Origin of the sequence: Rhizobium sp. Root491 (assembly GCF_001427205.1) — a bacterium.
Taxonomy (GTDB): Bacteria; Pseudomonadota; Alphaproteobacteria; order Rhizobiales; family Rhizobiaceae; genus Agrobacterium; species Agrobacterium tumefaciens.
Window position 1 is genome coordinate 106,050 of record NZ_LMFF01000014.1, and the last position, 16,931, is coordinate 122,980.

General features: G+C 59.5%; 19 protein-coding genes. 7 read left to right on the top strand and 12 right to left on the bottom strand.

Annotated elements, in window-relative coordinates; all coding sequences use genetic code 11:
* Positions 1 to 77: 77 nt before the first annotated feature.
* The 7 genes from mdh to sdhC form a co-directional block, all read right to left on the bottom strand.
* Positions 78 to 1,040, bottom strand: a complete 963-nt coding sequence (gene mdh / locus ASD46_RS15430) for a malate dehydrogenase (RefSeq protein WP_003516723.1) — start codon at positions 1,038 to 1,040, stop codon at positions 78 to 80.
* Between the two features lie 176 nt (positions 1,041 to 1,216).
* The gene (zapE, locus tag ASD46_RS15435) at positions 1,217 to 2,380 is read right to left on the bottom strand and encodes a cell division protein ZapE (RefSeq protein WP_013636887.1); all 1,164 of its coding nucleotides are present in this window, start codon (positions 2,378 to 2,380) and stop codon (positions 1,217 to 1,219) included.
* Positions 2,381 to 2,467: 87 nt separating this feature from the next.
* A complete protein-coding gene (locus ASD46_RS15440; RefSeq protein WP_003516719.1) occupies positions 2,468 to 3,010 on the bottom strand; it encodes a protease inhibitor Inh/omp19 family protein in 543 nt (180 codons plus the stop codon).
* 205 nt (positions 3,011 to 3,215) lie between these two features.
* A complete protein-coding gene (locus ASD46_RS15445; RefSeq protein WP_003516718.1) occupies positions 3,216 to 3,995 on the bottom strand; it encodes a succinate dehydrogenase iron-sulfur subunit in 780 nt (259 codons plus the stop codon).
* 15 nt (positions 3,996 to 4,010) lie between these two features.
* Entirely contained in the window at positions 4,011 to 5,852 is a 1,842-nt protein-coding gene (gene sdhA, locus ASD46_RS15450; RefSeq protein ID WP_013636888.1) for a succinate dehydrogenase flavoprotein subunit, read from the bottom strand.
* Positions 5,853 to 5,859: 7 nt separating this feature from the next.
* Positions 5,860 to 6,240 (bottom strand): succinate dehydrogenase, hydrophobic membrane anchor protein, encoded by a 381-nt coding sequence (gene sdhD / locus ASD46_RS15455; RefSeq protein WP_003516716.1) that lies wholly within the window; start codon positions 6,238 to 6,240, stop codon positions 5,860 to 5,862.
* Positions 6,241 to 6,254: 14 nt separating this feature from the next.
* The gene (gene sdhC, locus ASD46_RS15460; protein ID WP_013636889.1) at positions 6,255 to 6,647 is read right to left on the bottom strand and encodes a succinate dehydrogenase, cytochrome b556 subunit; all 393 of its coding nucleotides are present in this window, start codon (positions 6,645 to 6,647) and stop codon (positions 6,255 to 6,257) included.
* Positions 6,648 to 6,953: 306 nt separating this feature from the next.
* Between sdhC and ASD46_RS15465 the strand changes: the two genes are divergently transcribed.
* Positions 6,954 to 7,322, top strand: coding sequence for a hypothetical protein (locus tag ASD46_RS15465; RefSeq protein ID WP_019566047.1), 369 nt, complete (start codon positions 6,954 to 6,956; stop codon positions 7,320 to 7,322).
* A gap of 5 nt (positions 7,323 to 7,327) precedes the next feature.
* On the opposite strand, the gene ASD46_RS15470 is transcribed toward ASD46_RS15465, so the two are convergent.
* From ASD46_RS15470 to tsaD, 5 genes are all read right to left on the bottom strand, one after another.
* Positions 7,328 to 7,972: a class I SAM-dependent methyltransferase gene (locus ASD46_RS15470; RefSeq protein ID WP_025594556.1), complete on the bottom strand. Its 645-nt coding sequence runs from the start codon at positions 7,970 to 7,972 to the stop codon at positions 7,328 to 7,330.
* Positions 7,973 to 7,979: 7 nt separating this feature from the next.
* Positions 7,980 to 8,423, bottom strand: a complete 444-nt coding sequence (locus ASD46_RS15475; RefSeq protein ID WP_003516712.1) for an EVE domain-containing protein — start codon at positions 8,421 to 8,423, stop codon at positions 7,980 to 7,982.
* Positions 8,424 to 8,429: 6 nt separating this feature from the next.
* Positions 8,430 to 8,723, bottom strand: coding sequence for a YciI-like protein (locus ASD46_RS15480; protein WP_003516711.1), 294 nt, complete (start codon positions 8,721 to 8,723; stop codon positions 8,430 to 8,432).
* 86 nt (positions 8,724 to 8,809) lie between these two features.
* Positions 8,810 to 9,793 (bottom strand): NAD(P)H-dependent glycerol-3-phosphate dehydrogenase, encoded by a 984-nt coding sequence (locus tag ASD46_RS15485; protein ID WP_060642520.1) that lies wholly within the window; start codon positions 9,791 to 9,793, stop codon positions 8,810 to 8,812.
* Positions 9,793 to 10,890, bottom strand: coding sequence for a tRNA (adenosine(37)-N6)-threonylcarbamoyltransferase complex transferase subunit TsaD (tsaD, locus tag ASD46_RS15490; RefSeq protein WP_013636893.1), 1,098 nt, complete (start codon positions 10,888 to 10,890; stop codon positions 9,793 to 9,795). Before tsaD ends, ASD46_RS15485 begins: the two co-directional genes overlap by 1 nt.
* Positions 10,891 to 10,963: 73 nt before the next feature.
* On the opposite strand from tsaD, the gene hemC reads away from it, so the two are divergent.
* The 6 genes from hemC (at position 10,964) to ASD46_RS15520 (ending at position 16,922) form a co-directional block, all read left to right on the top strand.
* Positions 10,964 to 11,893 (top strand): hydroxymethylbilane synthase, encoded by a 930-nt coding sequence (gene hemC, locus ASD46_RS15495; protein ID WP_019566045.1) that lies wholly within the window; start codon positions 10,964 to 10,966, stop codon positions 11,891 to 11,893.
* 4 nt (positions 11,894 to 11,897) lie between these two features.
* Entirely contained in the window at positions 11,898 to 12,638 is a 741-nt protein-coding gene (locus tag ASD46_RS15500; RefSeq protein WP_025594558.1) for a uroporphyrinogen-III synthase, read from the top strand.
* 73 nt (positions 12,639 to 12,711) lie between these two features.
* Positions 12,712 to 14,091, top strand: a complete 1,380-nt coding sequence (locus tag ASD46_RS15505) for a COG4223 family protein (RefSeq protein WP_035198794.1) — start codon at positions 12,712 to 12,714, stop codon at positions 14,089 to 14,091.
* Positions 14,092 to 14,094: 3 nt separating this feature from the next.
* Complete coding sequence (locus ASD46_RS15510) at positions 14,095 to 15,702, top strand: heme biosynthesis protein HemY (protein WP_025594560.1); 1,608 nt, start codon at positions 14,095 to 14,097, stop codon at positions 15,700 to 15,702.
* A 10-nt stretch (positions 15,703 to 15,712) separates the two neighbouring features.
* Positions 15,713 to 16,201, top strand: a complete 489-nt coding sequence (locus tag ASD46_RS15515; RefSeq protein ID WP_003516699.1) for a TerB family tellurite resistance protein — start codon at positions 15,713 to 15,715, stop codon at positions 16,199 to 16,201.
* Positions 16,191 to 16,922 (top strand): glutamine amidotransferase, encoded by a 732-nt coding sequence (locus ASD46_RS15520; RefSeq protein WP_003516697.1) that lies wholly within the window; start codon positions 16,191 to 16,193, stop codon positions 16,920 to 16,922. The genes ASD46_RS15515 and ASD46_RS15520 overlap by 11 nt, the downstream gene beginning before the upstream one ends.
* The last annotated feature ends 9 nt before the right edge of the window (positions 16,923 to 16,931 follow it).

Below are 16,931 nucleotides of genomic sequence, written 5' to 3' on the forward strand. Positions count from 1 at the left end.
GGGCGCTTCAAGCTGTTGAATCTACGCATCGTGCCTTGCAAAAATCCAATCCGGTTTTGCGCCGATGCGTCAGGCTATTACTTCAGCGACGGAGCGATGTTGATGCAGGCTTCGCAAAGACCGGCAACAGCGCCGACGGACTTCTGGAAGGCGGCTTCTTCATCCTTGTTCAGCTCGATCTCGATGATGCGCTCGATACCACCGGCGCCGATGATGGTGGGCACGCCGACATACATATCGTCCACGCCGTACTGGCCCGACAGATGGGCAGCGGCGGGCAGAACGCGCTTCTTGTCCTTGAGGTAGGATTCAGCCATTTCGATCGCCGAAGCGGCTGGCGCGTAATAGGCCGAGCCGGTCTTCAGCAGGCCGACGATTTCCGCACCGCCGTCGCGGGTGCGCTGGATGATCTCTTCGAGACGCTCGGCGGTGAGCCAGCCCATCTTGACGAGATCGGTCAGCGGAATGCCGCCAACGGTGGAGTAACGCGCCAAAGGCACCATCGTATCGCCGTGGCCGCCGAGAACGAATGCCGTTACGTCCTGAACCGAAACGTTGAACTCTTCGGCGAGGAACAGGCGGAAGCGAGCGCTGTCGAGAACGCCGGCCATGCCGACGACCTTGTTCTTCGGAAGACCGGAAAACTTCTGAAGCGCCCAGACCATGGCGTCCAGCGGGTTGGTGATGCAGATGACGAAAGCGTTCGGGGCATATTTCTTGATGCCGGCGCCGACCTGCTCCATGACCTTGAGATTGATGCCGAGAAGATCGTCGCGGCTCATGCCGGGCTTGCGGGCGACGCCTGCAGTGACGATGCAGACATCAGCGCCTTCGATGGCAGCGTAGTCGGACGCGCCAGTGAGCTTGGCATTGAAACCTTCAACCGGTCCGGACTGGGCAATATCCAGACCTTTGCCCTGCGGGATGCCGTCGGCAATATCGAAGAGGACGATATCGCCCAGTTCCTTCAGGCTGGCGAGATGCGCCAGCGTGCCGCCGATCATGCCAGAACCAATAAGTGCAATCTTTTTGCGAGCCATCGAATGCTTCCTCTAGAGCTTCAATTCAATTTCACCACGCCACCGGCAGCCAAATTGTCGCACTTCGATTAGCCCCATTGGCCAAAATTGGCAACAGATTCTTTTGGCATGAATATTTTCAATCGTTTAGATCATTATTTTCTTACGTAAACGTAAGAGAATGCGTCACGAAAGTGTCAAACTTTCTGCCGTTTTTCATGGTGGAGCACCAGATAATCTGCACTGCGCATCTCAAACAGGCGCGAGGCGGTGCGATCGAACTCGAAACCTTCGGTGCCCTTCCGCTTGCCGAGCAGGTCCTCGGGCATGGCCGCAGCGGAGGCGAAGAGGCGGACGCTGTGATCGTACAGCGCGTCTATGAGAATGATAAAACGCTTGGTTTCGTTCCGTTTGTCGGCATTGAGAAACGGGATGTGGTCAATGAAGACTGTATCGAAACGATTGGCTATCGCGAGAAAATCAGAAGCGCCGAGCGGCTTTTCGCAAAGGTCGGAGAAGGAAAAGCGGGCCACACGGCCGCTGGCGCGCGGCACCAGAATGGAGCGGCCCTTCATCGGTATTTCAGTCGGCGCGACAAGATGGCCGCCGGTCATGTGCCGCCATGCCATATCCATGGCCTGATCCGCCGCACCGTCGAGTGGCGTGACATAGACCGGCAGGCTTTCCAGCTTTTCCATGCGGTAATCGGTGGGGCTGTCCAGCGTCACCACTTCCACATGCTTCTTCAGCAAATCGACAAACGGCAGAAACAGGCCGCGATTAAGCCCGTCCTTGTAAAGATTGTCGGGCACAACATTGGACGTTGTTACCAATGTGCAGCCATTGGCAAAAAGCTCGCTGAACAGCCGGGCGAGGATCATCGCATCGGCAATATCCGTGACGGTGAACTCATCGAAGCAAAGAAGCTCCGCTTCCGCCAGAAGCTGGGCTGCCACTGGAGGAATGGGATCGGCCTGCTTGGTTTCGCCATTCTTGAGCTTCTGCCGATGCGCGTGCACGCGATTATGGACATCAGCCATGAATTCGTGAAAATGGCAGCGCCGTTTGGAAGAGACGGGCGCCATCTCGTAGAACATGTCCATCAGCATCGTCTTGCCGCGGCCAACGCTGCCATGGACATACAGTCCCTTGACGAAGGCGGCCGGGCCAGCCTTGCGAGCGAACATCCAGCCGAGTGCGCTTTTTTTCCTGGCGGGTTTGCGCGCTTTCAAATCGGCAAGGATACGGTCGAGGTGGGCCGCAACGCCGCGTTGCGCGGCATCCGCCTGCAAGGTGCCAGCTGCCGTCAATGCGTTGAGCTGTTCAACGACACTATGGTTGTAGTCAGGCAATGGCTTCATGGAAAAGCGCCCCGGTCGCGGACGGACGCCCGCGACGAATGGAATGGCTTGAAACAGGCGAGGCGATCCGGATGCACCGGAGATGCTCTATCGGCTGAGGCTCAGCGGCTGGCCGCTATTCGTCGTGCCGTCAAAACGCGCATCGGCGCTCTTGTAGACGCGGCCGATCGTATCGCCGGAACGGTTCTTGAAGAGGACCATCTTGCCGGACACTTCCCAGGACCCCATCGCCGTGAGTTCGCCGGAGCAGCCACGCGTGCCGCCACGAGAACCGCTGCCGAGATTGGTAAGCGTCAGGAACATGTCGCAATTGGCGCCGCCATTGGAAACGCGCCAGTTGCCAACCATGGATTCCTTGGTGACATCAAGCGCCGTTGTCGGCGGAGCGGCAGACGCCATATCAGTGCCGCCAGGCGTCGCAGAAGCGGGTGCTGACGGGAACTGACTGCCGGAAGCACCACCGGGTGGCGGCAGGGCGCCAGACTGAACGGAGGGAACCGGCTGTGCCTGCAACGGCGGCGTATAACCGGGATTGTTGCTGGTGTTGTTGTTGTAATCGTAGGAGGTACGTTGGCAACCGGCCAGGCTCATTACAACCGCAAGACCCGTCACCACATATCTGAATTGCATATCAAGCTCCCGATTCTCTCGCTTCCGGAAAGACCATGATCAAACAAGAAGGCTGAATTATTACCAAAGCCTTATCTTGCGCAAGCGATGGCTGGGATAATTACCATTTCGGTCGATTTTTACCGAAATTTCCCGCGCCCGGTTGTAAAAAAGGGCCGCGGTCCAAACCGCGGCCCGATAGATTTTCTGTCCAAACGAATCGTCTTCAGACGCGACGCTCGACCATCATCTTCTTGATTTCCGCGATCGCCTTGGCCGGGTTGAGCCCCTTCGGGCAAGCCTGCGCGCAGTTCATGATGGTGTGGCAGCGATAAAGACGGAACGGATCTTCGAGATCATCAAGACGTTCGCCGGTTGCTTCGTCGCGGCTGTCGATCAGCCAGCGATAGGCCTGCAGCAGAACGGCGGGGCCGAGGTAACGGTCGCCGTTCCACCAGTAGCTGGGACAGGAAGTGGAGCAGCAGGCGCACAGAATGCACTCGTAGAGACCGTCGAGCTTCAGGCGGTCCTCATGGCTCTGCTTCCATTCCTTGGCAGGCGTCGGCGAAACCGTCTTCAGCCACGGCTCGATGGAGCGGTGCTGCGCGTAGAAGTTCGACAGGTCCGGAACGAGGTCCTTCACCACTGGCATATGCGGCAGCGGATAGACCTTCACCGTTCCCTTGATCTCTTCCATGCCCTTGGTGCAGGCGAGCGTGTTGGTGCCGTCGATGTTCATAGCGCAGGAACCACAAATGCCTTCACGGCAGGAGCGGCGCAGCGTCAGCGTCGGGTCGATATTGTTCTTGATGTACAGCAGCGCATCGAGAACCATCGGCCCGCAATCGTCGATATCGATATAATAGGTATCGATGCGCGGGTTCTGGCCATCATCCGGGTTCCAGCGATAGATCCGGTATTCGCGAACGTTCTTGGCACCATCCGGCTTCGGCCAGACTTTGCCTTCGCTGATCTGGGAATTCTTGGGGAGAGCGAGTTCAACCATATCCAGTTCCTCAAATCAGTAGACGCGAGCCTTCGGCTCGATCTTTTTCGGATCGATGCCGTCGGCGATCAGGTCGGTGTGAACAGGGCGGTAGTCGAGCTTGACATCACCTTCAGGGCTGACCCAGGCAAGCGTGTGCTTGCGCCAGTTCACATCGTCGCGACCGCCGAACGGACCATCGACGAAATCCTCACGGGCATGCGAACCGCGGCTTTCCTTGCGCGCTTCCGCGCCATAGACCGTGGTGATCGCGTTGGCCATCAGATTGTGCAGTTCGAGCGTTTCCACCAGATCGGAGTTCCAGACCATCGAACGGTCGGTAACCTTGACGTCAGGCAGTTCCTTCCAGATGGCGGAAATGCGCTGGCAACCGCTTTCCAGCGATTCCTGTGTGCGGAATACGGCGGCATCGTCCTGCATGGCGCGCTGCATCTTGTCACGCAGCACCGCCGTCGGCGTCGAGCCGTTGGCATAACGCAGGCTGTCGAAGCGATCCATGATCTTGTCGCAGGCAGCCGTGTCGAGAGCCGGAACCGGCGCATCGCGGTCGATGACCTGGGCTGCACGGATGGCGGCAGCGCGGCCGAAGACCACAAGGTCGATCAGCGAGTTGGAGCCGAGGCGGTTCGCGCCGTGAACCGAGGCGCAACCGGCTTCGCCAACGGCCATCAGGCCGGGAGCGATGCGTTCCGGGTTCTCGGCGTTGGCGTTCAGCACTTCGCCCCAATAGTTGGTCGGAATGCCGCCCATATTGTAGTGAACGGTGGGCAGGACCGGGATCGGCTCGCGCGTCACGTCAACGCCGGCGAAAATCTTGGCGCTTTCGGAGATGCCCGGAAGACGCTCATGCAGGATCGCCGGATCAAGGTGATCGAGATGCAGGAAGATGTGGTCCTTGTTCTTGCCGACGCCACGACCCTCGCGGATTTCCATGGTCATGCAGCGAGACACCACGTCACGCGAAGCAAGGTCCTTCGCCGAAGGAGCATAACGCTCCATGAAGCGCTCGCCTTCGGAGTTGACGAGATAACCGCCCTCGCCGCGCGCGCCTTCGGTGATCAGGCAGCCCGCGCCGTAAATGCCGGTCGGGTGGAACTGAACGAATTCCATATCCTGAAGCGGCAGGCCGGCACGTGCGATCATACCGCCGCCGTCGCCGGTGCAGGTATGGGCAGACGTTGCCGAGAAATAGGCGCGGCCGTAACCACCGGTCGCCAGCACCACCATCTTGGCGGAGAAGCGATGGATCGTGCCGTCATCGAGGTTCCACGCCACGACGCCGGTGCAGCGGCCATCGGGCGCCATAATGAGGTCGAGCGCGAAATATTCGATGAAGAATTCCGCATTGTTGCGCAGCGACTGGCCATAAAGCGTGTGCAGAATGGCGTGGCCAGTACGGTCGGCAGCGGCGCAGGTGCGCTGTACCGGCGGGCCTTCGCCGTAGTTCTGCATATGGCCGCCAAACGGGCGCTGGTAGATCTTGCCTTCGGCATTACGCGAGAAGGGCACGCCGTAATGCTCCAGCTCATAGACCGCCTTTGGCGCTTCCATGGCGAGATATTGCATCGCGTCGACGTCGCCCAGCCAGTCGGAGCCCTTTACGGTGTCGTAAAGGTGCCACTGCCAACAGTCGGGCGTCATGTTGGTGAGAGAAGCGGCGATACCGCCCTGCGCCGCGACCGTGTGGGAGCGCGTCGGGAAAACCTTGGTGATGCAGGCCGTGCGGAACCCCTGTTCCGCCATGCCGAGCGTTGCGCGCAGACCCGCGCCGCCGGCGCCCACCACGATCACGTCATAGGAGTGATCGACGTAGGTGTAAGCCTTGCCATTCTGGGAAGGTGAACTGATCGATGCCATGGCCGATTTATCCTGCGAATGCGATTTTCAGAATGGCGAAGATGCAAAGACCGCCAATGAGAACCGCGAAAAACGTATTGAGCATCAGAAGAACGAGCTTCGAAACCTCGCCGTGCACGTAGTCTTCGATGATGACCTGCATGCCGAGCTTCATGTGAATGAGGCCGGAAACCAGCACCAGACCCATGATGACCGCAACGAGAGGGTTGGAAAGCGCCGCCGCAACTTCCGGATAGGGAGCGCCGGCATATTTGATGAGAAAGACCACGAAGAAGATCAGCAACGGCACGTTGGCGACGGCCGTAAGGCGCTGGCGCCAGAAATGGTCGGTGCCTTCCTTGGCGGAGCCGAGGCCACGAACCTTTCCGAGAGGTGTACGCATATCCATGACAGGCTATCTCCTTAGCGCACGATCAGGGCGATGACCCAGATCAGCGCGGTCAGACAGATCGACGCTACAAAGGTCGCCTTGGCGAGTTTCGTGTTGAAGTTCTTCTCGAAGCCATGGCCGAGATCCCACATGAAGTGGCGAAGGCCGCCCAGCATGTGGTGAACGAGAGCCCAGGTATATCCGATCAGGATAAGCTTGCCGATGATCGTACCCATTGCCCAGCTGACCCAGTCGTAATAGGCAGGGCCGGAAGCAAGTGCGATAAGCCACCAGGCGACAAGAAGCGTTCCGAAATAAAGCGCCGCACCCGTGATGCGGTGCACGATGGATGCGACCATCGTCGGAATCGGCTTGTAAATTTGAAGATGCGGCGACAGAGGCCGGTTATTTGTCACGTTCGCCATCAGAACCTCGCGGCGTTTTCCCGTGCACCCGTCATATCGGGCGCCCCCAAGCAACAGCACATGACGAAAGAATGTGCATTGCACCAACCGCGACGTTTAATCACATGGGAGCATCACGACAAGCACATTTCATGACCGATTCCAATTTAATCGATTGGTTCACGAATTTTTTTTGGAATTTTTTTGCTCGAAAATAAAAAAACGAGCATTTCCAAGATTTACGCCTTCAAAATATTTACCTTTACGTAATTTCGAAATCATGTAATTTACTATTCGTTAACCGAAAAAATCCGGAGAATGAGGCTCATGTTACAGCGTCGAATCGCAGCTCTGGCGGTGATGACTGCAGGCATTATTTTCACGGCACTGCCTCCTGCTGCGGCAGGTGATTTTTATAGTCGCCACCATTATCAGCATCGTCAGTCACAGTTGAGCTTCTCCACGGACGGACTGCCCTCCACCCTTTCCGGCGGCACTTATGTGGGTGGAATATCCGCCCTGAGAGTCCGCGGGAACGGCAATTATTTCGCGATCAATGGTGGGCTTTCGCGACAAGGCGCAACCGTCAATATGGGCGCGCAGCTGGCACCGAAGGCGAAAATCATCAACGTCCGCGCCGAAACGACAGGCGACGCCTGCGATTACCAGCACGGCGTCTGCATCATCAGGCCCTGATATAATCAGACAAAACGCCAGACGGTGGTTTTTTTGACTTCACTGTCCTCCAGGGCCCGCGTCACCGGCACCTGATAGGTTGCCTCGGCGTGAAGGCGCTGTTTGGGCAGGTAGGCCCGCCCCGGATCGCCGACGAGCACGGTCACGCCCCTATCCGCCAGCTCCAGAAACCAAGGCACGAGGAGATCGGCAAAGGCGCGATCATAAAACACGTCGCCGGCCAGCAGAACATCCGCCTCAACCGGCGTCCCAACCAGATTGCGGCCGGTAAAATCGATGGCCACACCATTGAGAGCCGCATTCAGCCGAATGGCCGTTTCCGTCCACGGATCGATATCGGCGGCTAAAACAGCCGCGGCACCCGCCTTTACGGCGGCAATGGCGACCAGTCCGGAACCGCTGGCGAAATCCAGCACACGTTTGCCGGAGACACTTTCAGGATGATCGAGAATGTAGCGGGCAAGCCCCTGTCCACCAGCCCAGGCGAAAGCCCAGAATGGCGGCGGCAGGCCGATCTCTTCCAGCTCCTCCTCCGTCTTCAGCCACAGCTCATGGGCTTCGGTCGCAAGATGAAGGCGCAATTCCGGCACATGTGGTGGATGCATGATGCCGGTATTATCGAGAATGAAGCGTTCGGGATCGGTCCTCACCAAAAGCTCAGTCCGGAGATTTCGGTGGATTGGAAAGGCCACCCATGCGGCAGACTTCGAGATATTCCTCTTCCGTCACCGGCTGCACCGAAAGCCGCATGGAGGTGACCAGCGACATCTTTTCGAGTTTCGGATTGGCCTTCACATCCTTCAGCGAAACCGGTTTCGGCATGTCGCAAACGGCGCGGATATCCACGCAATCCCACTTCAGATCGCCCTCTGCGGTCGAATCCGGGTGCGAAAGGGCGCAGACTTCCACGATGCCGACGACATCCAGCCCTTCATTCGAGTGGTAGAAAAAACCCTTGTCGCCGATTTTCATGGCGCGCATGTTGTTGCGGGCCTGATAATTGCGCACGCCGGTCCATTCTTCGCCAGCCTCGCCCTTGGCCTTCTGCATTTCCCAGGACCATTTGAACGGCTCAGACTTGTAAAGCCAGTAATTCGCCATGGCCGGTCACGCCCCCGGATTGTTGAAGACCCAGTTATAGGGCTTCACATCCACGCTTTCGAACAGGCCGGCCTTTGCATAGGGATCGGCATCGGCAAGGGCCTTAGCCGCATCGATGTCGGCAGCTTCCACGATGACAAGGCTGCCATTCGGCTTGCCTTCGGCATCCAGAAACGGTCCGGCAATCTTCAGCGTGCCTTCGGCGTTCAATTTGTTCAGGTGCTCCAGATGAGCCGGGCGCGTGTCCATGCGCACGTTCAGATGGCCGGGCTTGTCCTTGCAGATAAAGGCAAACAGCATTTTCGTCTCCTCGCTGGCGCATGTCTCCCAAAAGTGTAAGCGGTTTTGGGACCAGGACATGCGTAAAAACTATCCGAAGGCCACACTCATTCAGTGGTGATGGGCCTTGTCATCAATTGTTGCATGGCGCTCGCCACGTCCAGATTGCCGTCGATGATGGCCGCAACCGCCTCGGTCACCGGCATGTCGACAGCGTGATGTTCGCCGAGCCGGGCGGCAACGGCTGCCGCAAAGGCGCCCTCCACCAGCCCGCCGGACATGTCCTTGCCTTCGCCCCGGCCAAGCGCGATGCCGAAACGCAGGTTTCGCGACTGGTGGCTTGTGGCGGTCAGCACGAGATCGCCAAGGCCGGAAAGACCGCGCACGGTATCGGCCTTGCCGCCCATGGCAACGACCAGACGCGACATCTCGGCAAGCCCCCGCGAAATCAACGCCGCCCGTGCGGAATCGCCGAGGCCCGCACCTTCCACGATGCCGGCGGCAATGGCGAGCACATTCTTCAGTGCGCCGCCAAGCTGCACGCCCGTGCGGTCGGTCGAGGCATAAAGCCTGAACGTTCTGCCGGAAATCGTGGTCGCCAGCCGCTCGGCGATGACAGCGTCTTCCGCCGCTATCGCCATCGCCGTCGGCAGTCCGAACGCGATATCGGCCGCAAAACCCGGACCGGAGAGAACGGCGATTGGATGATGCGGCAGTTCCGCTTCCAGAAGTTCCGTCAGCAGCCGGCCGGACACCCGGTCGATGCCCTTGGCGCAGGTAACGATGATACAATCATTAGCCAGATAAGGACCGTAATGGCGCGCCGCATCGGCATGGGCCTGAGAGGGCATGGCAAACAACACGATGCCTGCATTGGCCAGCACATCCGGCTCAACGGAAAATTCCAGCGCATCCGGCAGGTCTACACCCGGCAGGGCAGCCTCGTGAATACGATCAGCCCTAAGATCGGCCATCAGGGACGCATCACGGCCGAGCAGGGTCACGTCATGCCGGTTCTCCAGCGCGATGACGACGGCGAGCGCGGTTCCGAAGGCGCCAGCGCCGATGACGACGATTTTCTCCCGCTGCATCAGGCCTTGGCTCCCCTTTTGCCGAAACCGATCAATGTCTCCGCGCTGCCATCAAGCGGCCAGCGCGAGCGCGGCGCGATCTCCAGCGCATCGGGTTCCCGGCCGCATGCCATCCGCTCCAGACCGGCCCAGGCAATCATCGCGGCATTGTCGGTGCAGAGCCGGTGCGGCGGTGCGACAAAGCGGAACCCGTGGGCATCACAAAGCGCCTGGAGGGTCTGGCGGATTTCCGTATTGGCGGCAACGCCGCCGGCCACGACCAAAGCGGGCTCCGTCTCGAGATGCGGAAACTCTTCCTTAAAGCGGGCAAGCCCACGGCCGATACGGTCCTTGAGCGTGCGTGACACCGCCTTCTGGAAGGAGGCGCAGATATCGGCAATATCCTGATCCGAAAGCGGAGCGATCGCGGTTGCCGCCTGCCGCACCGCTGTCTTCAGACCGGAGAAGGAAAAATCGAGTCTCGTCTCGCCGACCATCGGGCGCGGCAGTGCAAAACGGTCAGGGTTGCCTTTCGCTGCTGCCTTTTCAACCGCAGGCCCGCCGGGATAGGGCAATCCCAGAAGCTTAGCAGTCTTGTCGAAGGCTTCCCCAAGCGCGTCATCAATGGTCGTACCCCAGCGCTCGTATTCACCCACACCGCGAACCAGCACAAGCTGGGTGTGGCCGCCGGAGACCAGCAGCATCAGATAGGGGAAGGAAAGACCGTCGGTCAGACGCGCCGTCAGCGCATGGCCTTCGAGATGGTTGATGGCGTAAAGCGGCTTGTCTGCAGCCTTCGCAATCGCCTTGCCGGTCATCAGGCCCACCAGCAGACCGCCAATGAGGCCGGGGCCGGATGTGGCCGCGATGGCATCGACGTCCGCAAGGGTGACACCCGCCTGTTCCAGCGCTTCTTCCACCAGCGTGTCCAGCGCCTCGACATGGGCGCGGGCAGCAATTTCGGGCACCACGCCGCCATAGGCGCTGTGTTCCTCAAGCTGCGACAAAACGACGTCGGACACGATCTCGCCACGTCCGTCCGCATGCCGAACCACAATGGATGCAGCGGTTTCGTCACAGCTTGTCTCTATGCCGAGGATACGAAGAAAGGGGGTCATCAATTCTGTTCGTTCATTGCGATCATGCGCTGAGTTGGTCTAAGACAACTCCGGTAACAATGGATAGACGCGGATGCAAACAAAACCTTTCCGAATCGGCACGCGCGGCAGCCCTCTGGCGCTCGCACAGGCTTACGAGACCCGTAACCGGCTGATGTCGGCACACGGTCTGCCGGAAGATATGTTCGAAATCGTCGTGCTTTCCACCAAGGGTGACCGGATAACCGACCGCGCTTTGTCGGAGATCGGCGGCAAGGGTCTGTTCACGGAAGAACTGGAGAGCCAGCTTCTTTCCGGCGAGCTCGATATTGCCGTGCATTCCTCCAAGGACATGCCGACCGTTTTGCCGAAGGGCCTTTATCTTTCCGCTTTCCTGCCGCGCGAGGATATGCGCGACGCCTTTATTGGTCGCACCGCACCGAAGCTTCTGGAACTACCGCAGGGCGCCGTTGTCGGCTCCGCATCCTTGCGCCGCCAAGCGCTGATTCGCCGCCTGCGTCCCGACCTGAGCGTCATCATCTTTCGCGGCCAGGTCGAAACCCGCCTGCGCAAACTGGAGGAAGGCCAGGCGGATGCCACGCTTCTCGCCTTTGCCGGCCTGAAACGGCTGGGCATGGAGAACGTCCCGACGGACATTCTCGACCCGAAGGAATTTCCACCAGCCCCCGCGCAGGGCGCGATCTGCGTCGAGAGTCGTATTGGCGACACACGCATGGACGAGTTGCTTTCACCTATCAACGACATACCCACCTACGATGCCGTTACCTGCGAGCGCGCCTTTCTGGCCGCCCTCGATGGTTCCTGTCGCACCCCGATTGCAGGCTTTGCTACCTGCCACGGCGAGGAACTTCATTTCTCCGGCCTGATCCTCACACCGGACGGACAGACGAGCCACAGCGTCGAGATTTCCGGTGCTCGCAAGGATGCCGAGGACTTGGGTCGCAAGGCCGGTGAAGACGTGCGCGCCAGGGCAGGCAGCAACTTCTTCGACGGCTGGAGCTGAGCCGATGCGGATCGTCGTCACCCGGCCGCTTCGTTCGGGCGAAAAGACGGCCGCAAAGCTTGAAGCCCTCAGTCACGAGCCGGTGCTTCTTCCGCTGTTTCATCCCGTCCACCACGGCCAGCGCGCCATACCAGCGCTATCGGAGCCGCTCTCGGCCATCGCCGTGACCAGCGCCGAGGCCTTGCGGGCGCTTAGAGATTTCCGCCACCGACTTGCGCCCCATCTTTCAAAACCGCTTTTCGCCGTCGGCGAGGCGACGGCGGAAGCGGCGAGGGAAATCGGCTTCCAAAACATCCTCACCGGATCTGGCGATGCGGTGGCTCTCGCGGGGCTTGTCTCGGAGCATCGCCCCCTAACGGAGAGCACAGATCCATTGCTCTATCTTGCCGGCACGCCGCGAGGCGCCGTGTTCGAGGACGGAATTGCCGCTGCGGGAATTTCCTTCCGGACCGTCGATTGTTACGAAATGCAGCCGTCAGATCTTTCAGACGATATGCTCGAAACAGCACTTGTGAAGACAGCTGCCGATGTGGTCCTGCTCTATTCGTCGGAAGCCGCACGGGCCTTTTTCCGCCACGCATCGTCGGAAAAATATGTGGCGGCGCTGACCACCACACAATTCGTCTGCATCAGCCGCAATGTGCTTTCACTGGTTCCGGAAATCTTCCGCGCGAACGCCGCAGCCGCCGAAGGGGCAAACGAGGCAGCCATGTTTGAACTTCTCCACCGAAAGTCTGGAACCTAATTCAGGCTCGCCTCTTTCCTTTGCCGCCGTCACTGACTAGGTTTAGACTATTGCAGGCAGAAATGAGGTTGTCATGGTATCGGGAAAGCCGCCACGCCACTCCAAGTCAAACGCCGAACCGGTCACCATCGACCTGGACGCAAAAGACGTGAAAGCAATTTCCGCCGACGTGGATGCTGCGAAGACTGATGACAAGACCGGCGAGACGACACCGGCAGCAGCTCAGCCAAACGTTCCTCCCAAGCCAGAAGCAGCCGAAACGTCCAGCCCGGCTCCCGTTTGGGAACAGACGCATAAAACACCCATGGAGCCTGCACCGAACGTTCACAAGGCGGAACCGGCAACCGGCAAGCCCCAGGTGGAAAAACCTGCCGACAAACAGCCCGAGACAGCTTCGCCAAAACCCGAAGCGAAACCGGTGACCAGCGCGACTGACGCAAGCGCTGCTTCCGCTTCCTCGGCGGGCGCAAAGCCATCGACAGGCGCGTCATCCTCCGGACCGGCCAAGCCATCCACGCCACAGCAATCCGAGCGCAAACAGGCGGCAACCTCCGGTGTGATCGCGGCGGGTATCGTGGGTGGCCTCGTGGCGCTCGCAGCTGCCGGCAGCATGCAATATGCCGGCATTCTGCCCTCGTTTAATGTGAGCAAGACCGGAAGCGATGAGATTGCCGCATTGAGAACCGAGCTAGGGAGCCTGCGTCAGCAGCTCGCCAATGTTCCCGCAGCAGGAGGGGATACCTCAGCGCTGGAACAGCGCATCGCCGCTCTTGAGGGCGCAAAGGGCGAAGCCCCGCAGGTGGACGCACTTTCGGAAAAAATAACCGCGCTGGAATCCGCGCTCACGTCAGAGCGTTCCGCGCAGGCCTCAGCAACGGCGGAACTGACACGCCGCCTGACTGACGCGGAAACCAAGATCAATGAACCGCGCGACGATATAGAAGTCGCCCGCGCCATTGCGTCGGCCGCACTGAAAGCCGCGATCGATCGCGGTGGGCCGTTCCTCACTGAACTCGACACATTGTCCAAGGTAACCCCGGACGATCCGGCAATCGCATCCTTGCAGTCTTTCGCCGCAACCGGCGTGCCATCGCGCTCGGAGCTGATGCAGAAATTCCCCGACGTTGCGAATGCGATGCTTTCGGCGATCAATCGGCCCGATCCCAATCAGGGCATCATGGAACGTCTGACGGAAAGTGCCTTTTCGCTGGTGAAGGTCCGCCCCGTCGGAAACATCGAAGGCGAGACCCCCGACGCCATGATCGCGCGCATGGAAAACAAGTTGCGCAACGGAGATCTGCAGGGTGCGGCACTTGAATGGAATGGGCTTCCCGAGGCCGCCAAGACAGCATCCGCCGACTATAAAAAATCTCTGGATGCGCGCATCGAGGTCGAAAACCTGGTGGGAGGCACGTTAAACCGCGCCATCACCAGCACCGGCAAGCAGGGGTAAGGCATGACCAGAATTCTGACTTTCGTCCTCATCGTTCTGGCGCTCGGTTTCGGTTTCTCCTGGCTGGCGGATAGGCCCGGTGTCCTCTCAATCGTCTGGCAGGGCCAGCTGATCGAAATGAGCCTGATGGTCGCCGCCTCCATCGTTGCTGCACTGGTTGCGGCCGTCATGCTGGTCTGGTGGGTCGTCAATGCCATATGGACATCGCCGAACGCGGCACGACGCTATTTTCGCGCCCGCAAGCGCGACCGAGGTTATCAGGCGCTCTCCACCGGCCTCATCGCTGCCGGCGCCGGCAACGCCATTCTGGCCCGCAAGATGACGGCCCGCACGCAGGGGCTTCTCAGTGCTGATCAGGAGCCGCTGATCCACCTGCTCGATGCGCAGGCCGACCTCATCGAAGGCAAATATGACGAGGCGCGGCGCAAATTCGAGGCGATGGCCCGCGATCCTGAAACCCGCGAACTTGGCCTTCGCGGCCTTTATATCGAGGCGCGCCGACAGGGAGCCCATGAAGCAGCCCAGCAATATGCCGAGGACGCAGCCGAAAAAGCCCCTTACCTGCCCTGGGCAGCACAGGCGACGCTGGAAACCCGCTGCCGCAACGGCGAGTGGGATGACGCGATCCGCCTGCTCGACCAGCAAAAAGCAGCAGGCGTCATCCAACGCGGCGAGGCTGAGCGGCTGAAAGCTGTGCTTCTTACCGCAAAGGCCGGTGAAAAACTGGAGAGCGACCCGGTGGGGGCGCGTGAAGACGCAAAACAAGCCCTGAAGCTTGCAAAAAGCCTTGTGCCCGCAGCATTGATCGCAGCAAAATCCTATCTGCGCGAAGACAATCTGCGCAAGGCCGCAGCGGTTCTGGAACCGGTATGGAAGAACGATCCCCACTCGCAGATCGCCGATCTCTATGTTCGGGCGCGCAGCGGCGATACGGCCATTGATCGCCTTAAACGTGCCGAACGGCTTGAGAGCCTGAAACCCAACAACATCGAATCTCTGTTTGCCGTGGCGCAGGCAGCTCTCGACGCCAAGGAATTTGCCAAGGCGCGTGCCAAAGCGGAAGCCGCCGCCCGGATCGAGCCGCGCGAAAGCATCTTCCTGCTGATGGCCGACATCGAGGAAGCCGAAACCGGCGATCAGGGGCGGGTGCGTTACTGGATGGCGCAGGCGCTGCGCGCACCGCGTGATCCCGTCTGGGTGGCAGATGGTGTCACTTCGGAAAAATGGCTTCCGGTTTCGCCCGTGACAGGCCGTCTCGACGCGTTCGAGTGGAAAGCGCCTTTTGGCCAGCTTGAAGGACCTGTCGAAGACCTGACAATCGAAAATGCGATTGCAGCAGCACCGGCAAGGACCGAACAGGCTCCGACCCCGATCGTTGTTGAAGTGGCACCTCAGCCCATTGTTGTGACGAAACCCGCACCCATCGAGGTCAAGCCGGACGTATCTGCCCCGAAGGAGAAAAAGCCGGCAACAAATGAAGTTCCGGTGGAAGCCAGGCCAGCGGATGCGAAGACAGAACCAGTGCCATTTTTCGGTGGTGCACCGGATGATCCCGGCGTCAAGAAACCCGGCGTGGAAGCCGAACCCAAAACCCGGCTAAAACTCTTCTGACAGGCTATCGATGTTCAACCAGATCCAGTCGTTTATTCAAAACCTCGTTGGCCAGCATGCGGATGAATTCAGCCCCGATGATCTGAGGGTCGCGGTGGCCGCCCTCTGTTTTCAGGTAATGGAAGCGGACGGCACGGTCTCCAAAAGCGAGCGTGATCGCCTTCGTGAGATCCTCCACGACTATTATCATCTCGATGCCGGCAAGCTGGACGCGCTTCTTGCCGCCGGCCAGGAGGCAGGCAAGGAAGCGGTAGACTATTATCGCTTCACCACCGATATACGCCGCCATCTCGATGAAGAGCAGCGCGTGGAGCTTATTGGCATCCTCTGGGATATTGTTTACGCTGACGGCGAACGAAGCGAGATGGAAGATCATGTGATCTGGCGCGTGGCCGATCTACTCGGTGTTTCCGTGCGCGACAGGGTTCTGCAACGTCAGCAGGCCGCCACCAGGTCCGGACCCGCTGAAGAAAGCGAAAACGAAGACGATGCTGTTTGACCCCTCCAGGCAACAGAGAAAACAACCTTCGCTGCTCGTCATCCTGCATCAGGAACGTTCCACGCCCGGCCGCGTCGGCCAGATGCTGGTGGAAAAAGGCTATCGGCTAGATATAAGGCGCCCCGCGCTTGGAGACGATCTGCCGCAAACGCTGGAGAAACATGCGGGCGCCATTATCTTCGGCGGCCCCATGAGCGCCAACGACCCGCATGACTATATCAAAGCCGAAATTGACTGGCTGAAAGTGCCGCTGAAGGAAAACAAACCCTTTCTCGGTATCTGCCTCGGCGCACAAATGCTGTCCAAACATCTGGGTGGTAAGGTAGAGGCCGACCGTGAAGGCAAGGTGGAAATCGGCTGGTATCCGCTTCATGCGACCGAACACGGGCGATTGCTGATGCCGCATTGGCCGAAGATGGTCTATCATTTCCACCGCGAAGGGTTCGATTTGCCGCGGGGAGCGGAGCTTCTGGCATCGGGCGAAACCTATCCCAACCAGGCTTACCGATACGGAAAAAACGCCTGGGGACTGCAGTTTCACGCAGAACTGACCCGCGCGATGATGCACAGCTGGGTGGTGCGTGGCGCACAGCGTTTCGGCATGCCCAATGCGCAGGTCGGCAGCCAGCATCTGGAGGGGCGCATGTTGTTCGACACACCGCTCCGGTCCTGGCTTGGCAATTTCCTTGATCTGGTTTTCGAAGGCAAACCGCAGCGCTGAGGCGCGTCA

Coding starts and splice junctions, on each gene's coding strand:
- ASD46_RS15475 (WP_003516712.1), bottom strand. CDS start 8,423: ATGGCGAATTACTGGCTTTACAAGTCTGAGCCGTTCAAATGGTCCTGG.
- sdhA (WP_013636888.1), bottom strand. CDS start 5,852: ATGGCATCGATCAGTTCACCTTCCCAGAATGGCAAGGCTTACACCTAC.
- sdhD (WP_003516716.1), bottom strand. CDS start 6,240: ATGGATATGCGTACACCTCTCGGAAAGGTTCGTGGCCTCGGCTCCGCC.
- hemC (WP_019566045.1), top strand. CDS start 10,964: ATGCAAACAAAACCTTTCCGAATCGGCACGCGCGGCAGCCCTCTGGCG.
- ASD46_RS15505 (WP_035198794.1), top strand. CDS start 12,712: ATGGTATCGGGAAAGCCGCCACGCCACTCCAAGTCAAACGCCGAACCG.
- ASD46_RS15500 (WP_025594558.1), top strand. CDS start 11,898: ATGCGGATCGTCGTCACCCGGCCGCTTCGTTCGGGCGAAAAGACGGCC.
- zapE (WP_013636887.1), bottom strand. CDS start 2,380: ATGAAGCCATTGCCTGACTACAACCATAGTGTCGTTGAACAGCTCAAC.
- ASD46_RS15480 (WP_003516711.1), bottom strand. CDS start 8,723: ATGCTGTTTGCCTTTATCTGCAAGGACAAGCCCGGCCATCTGAACGTG.
- ASD46_RS15445 (WP_003516718.1), bottom strand. CDS start 3,995: ATGGTTGAACTCGCTCTCCCCAAGAATTCCCAGATCAGCGAAGGCAAA.
- sdhC (WP_013636889.1), bottom strand. CDS start 6,647: ATGGCGAACGTGACAAATAACCGGCCTCTGTCGCCGCATCTTCAAATT.
- mdh (WP_003516723.1), bottom strand. CDS start 1,040: ATGGCTCGCAAAAAGATTGCACTTATTGGTTCTGGCATGATCGGCGGC.
- ASD46_RS15465 (WP_019566047.1), top strand. CDS start 6,954: ATGTTACAGCGTCGAATCGCAGCTCTGGCGGTGATGACTGCAGGCATT.
- ASD46_RS15440 (WP_003516719.1), bottom strand. CDS start 3,010: ATGCAATTCAGATATGTGGTGACGGGTCTTGCGGTTGTAATGAGCCTG.
- tsaD (WP_013636893.1), bottom strand. CDS start 10,890: ATGACCCCCTTTCTTCGTATCCTCGGCATAGAGACAAGCTGTGACGAA.
- ASD46_RS15515 (WP_003516699.1), top strand. CDS start 15,713: ATGTTCAACCAGATCCAGTCGTTTATTCAAAACCTCGTTGGCCAGCAT.
- ASD46_RS15485 (WP_060642520.1), bottom strand. CDS start 9,793: ATGCAGCGGGAGAAAATCGTCGTCATCGGCGCTGGCGCCTTCGGAACC.
- ASD46_RS15520 (WP_003516697.1), top strand. CDS start 16,191: ATGCTGTTTGACCCCTCCAGGCAACAGAGAAAACAACCTTCGCTGCTC.
- ASD46_RS15510 (WP_025594560.1), top strand. CDS start 14,095: ATGACCAGAATTCTGACTTTCGTCCTCATCGTTCTGGCGCTCGGTTTC.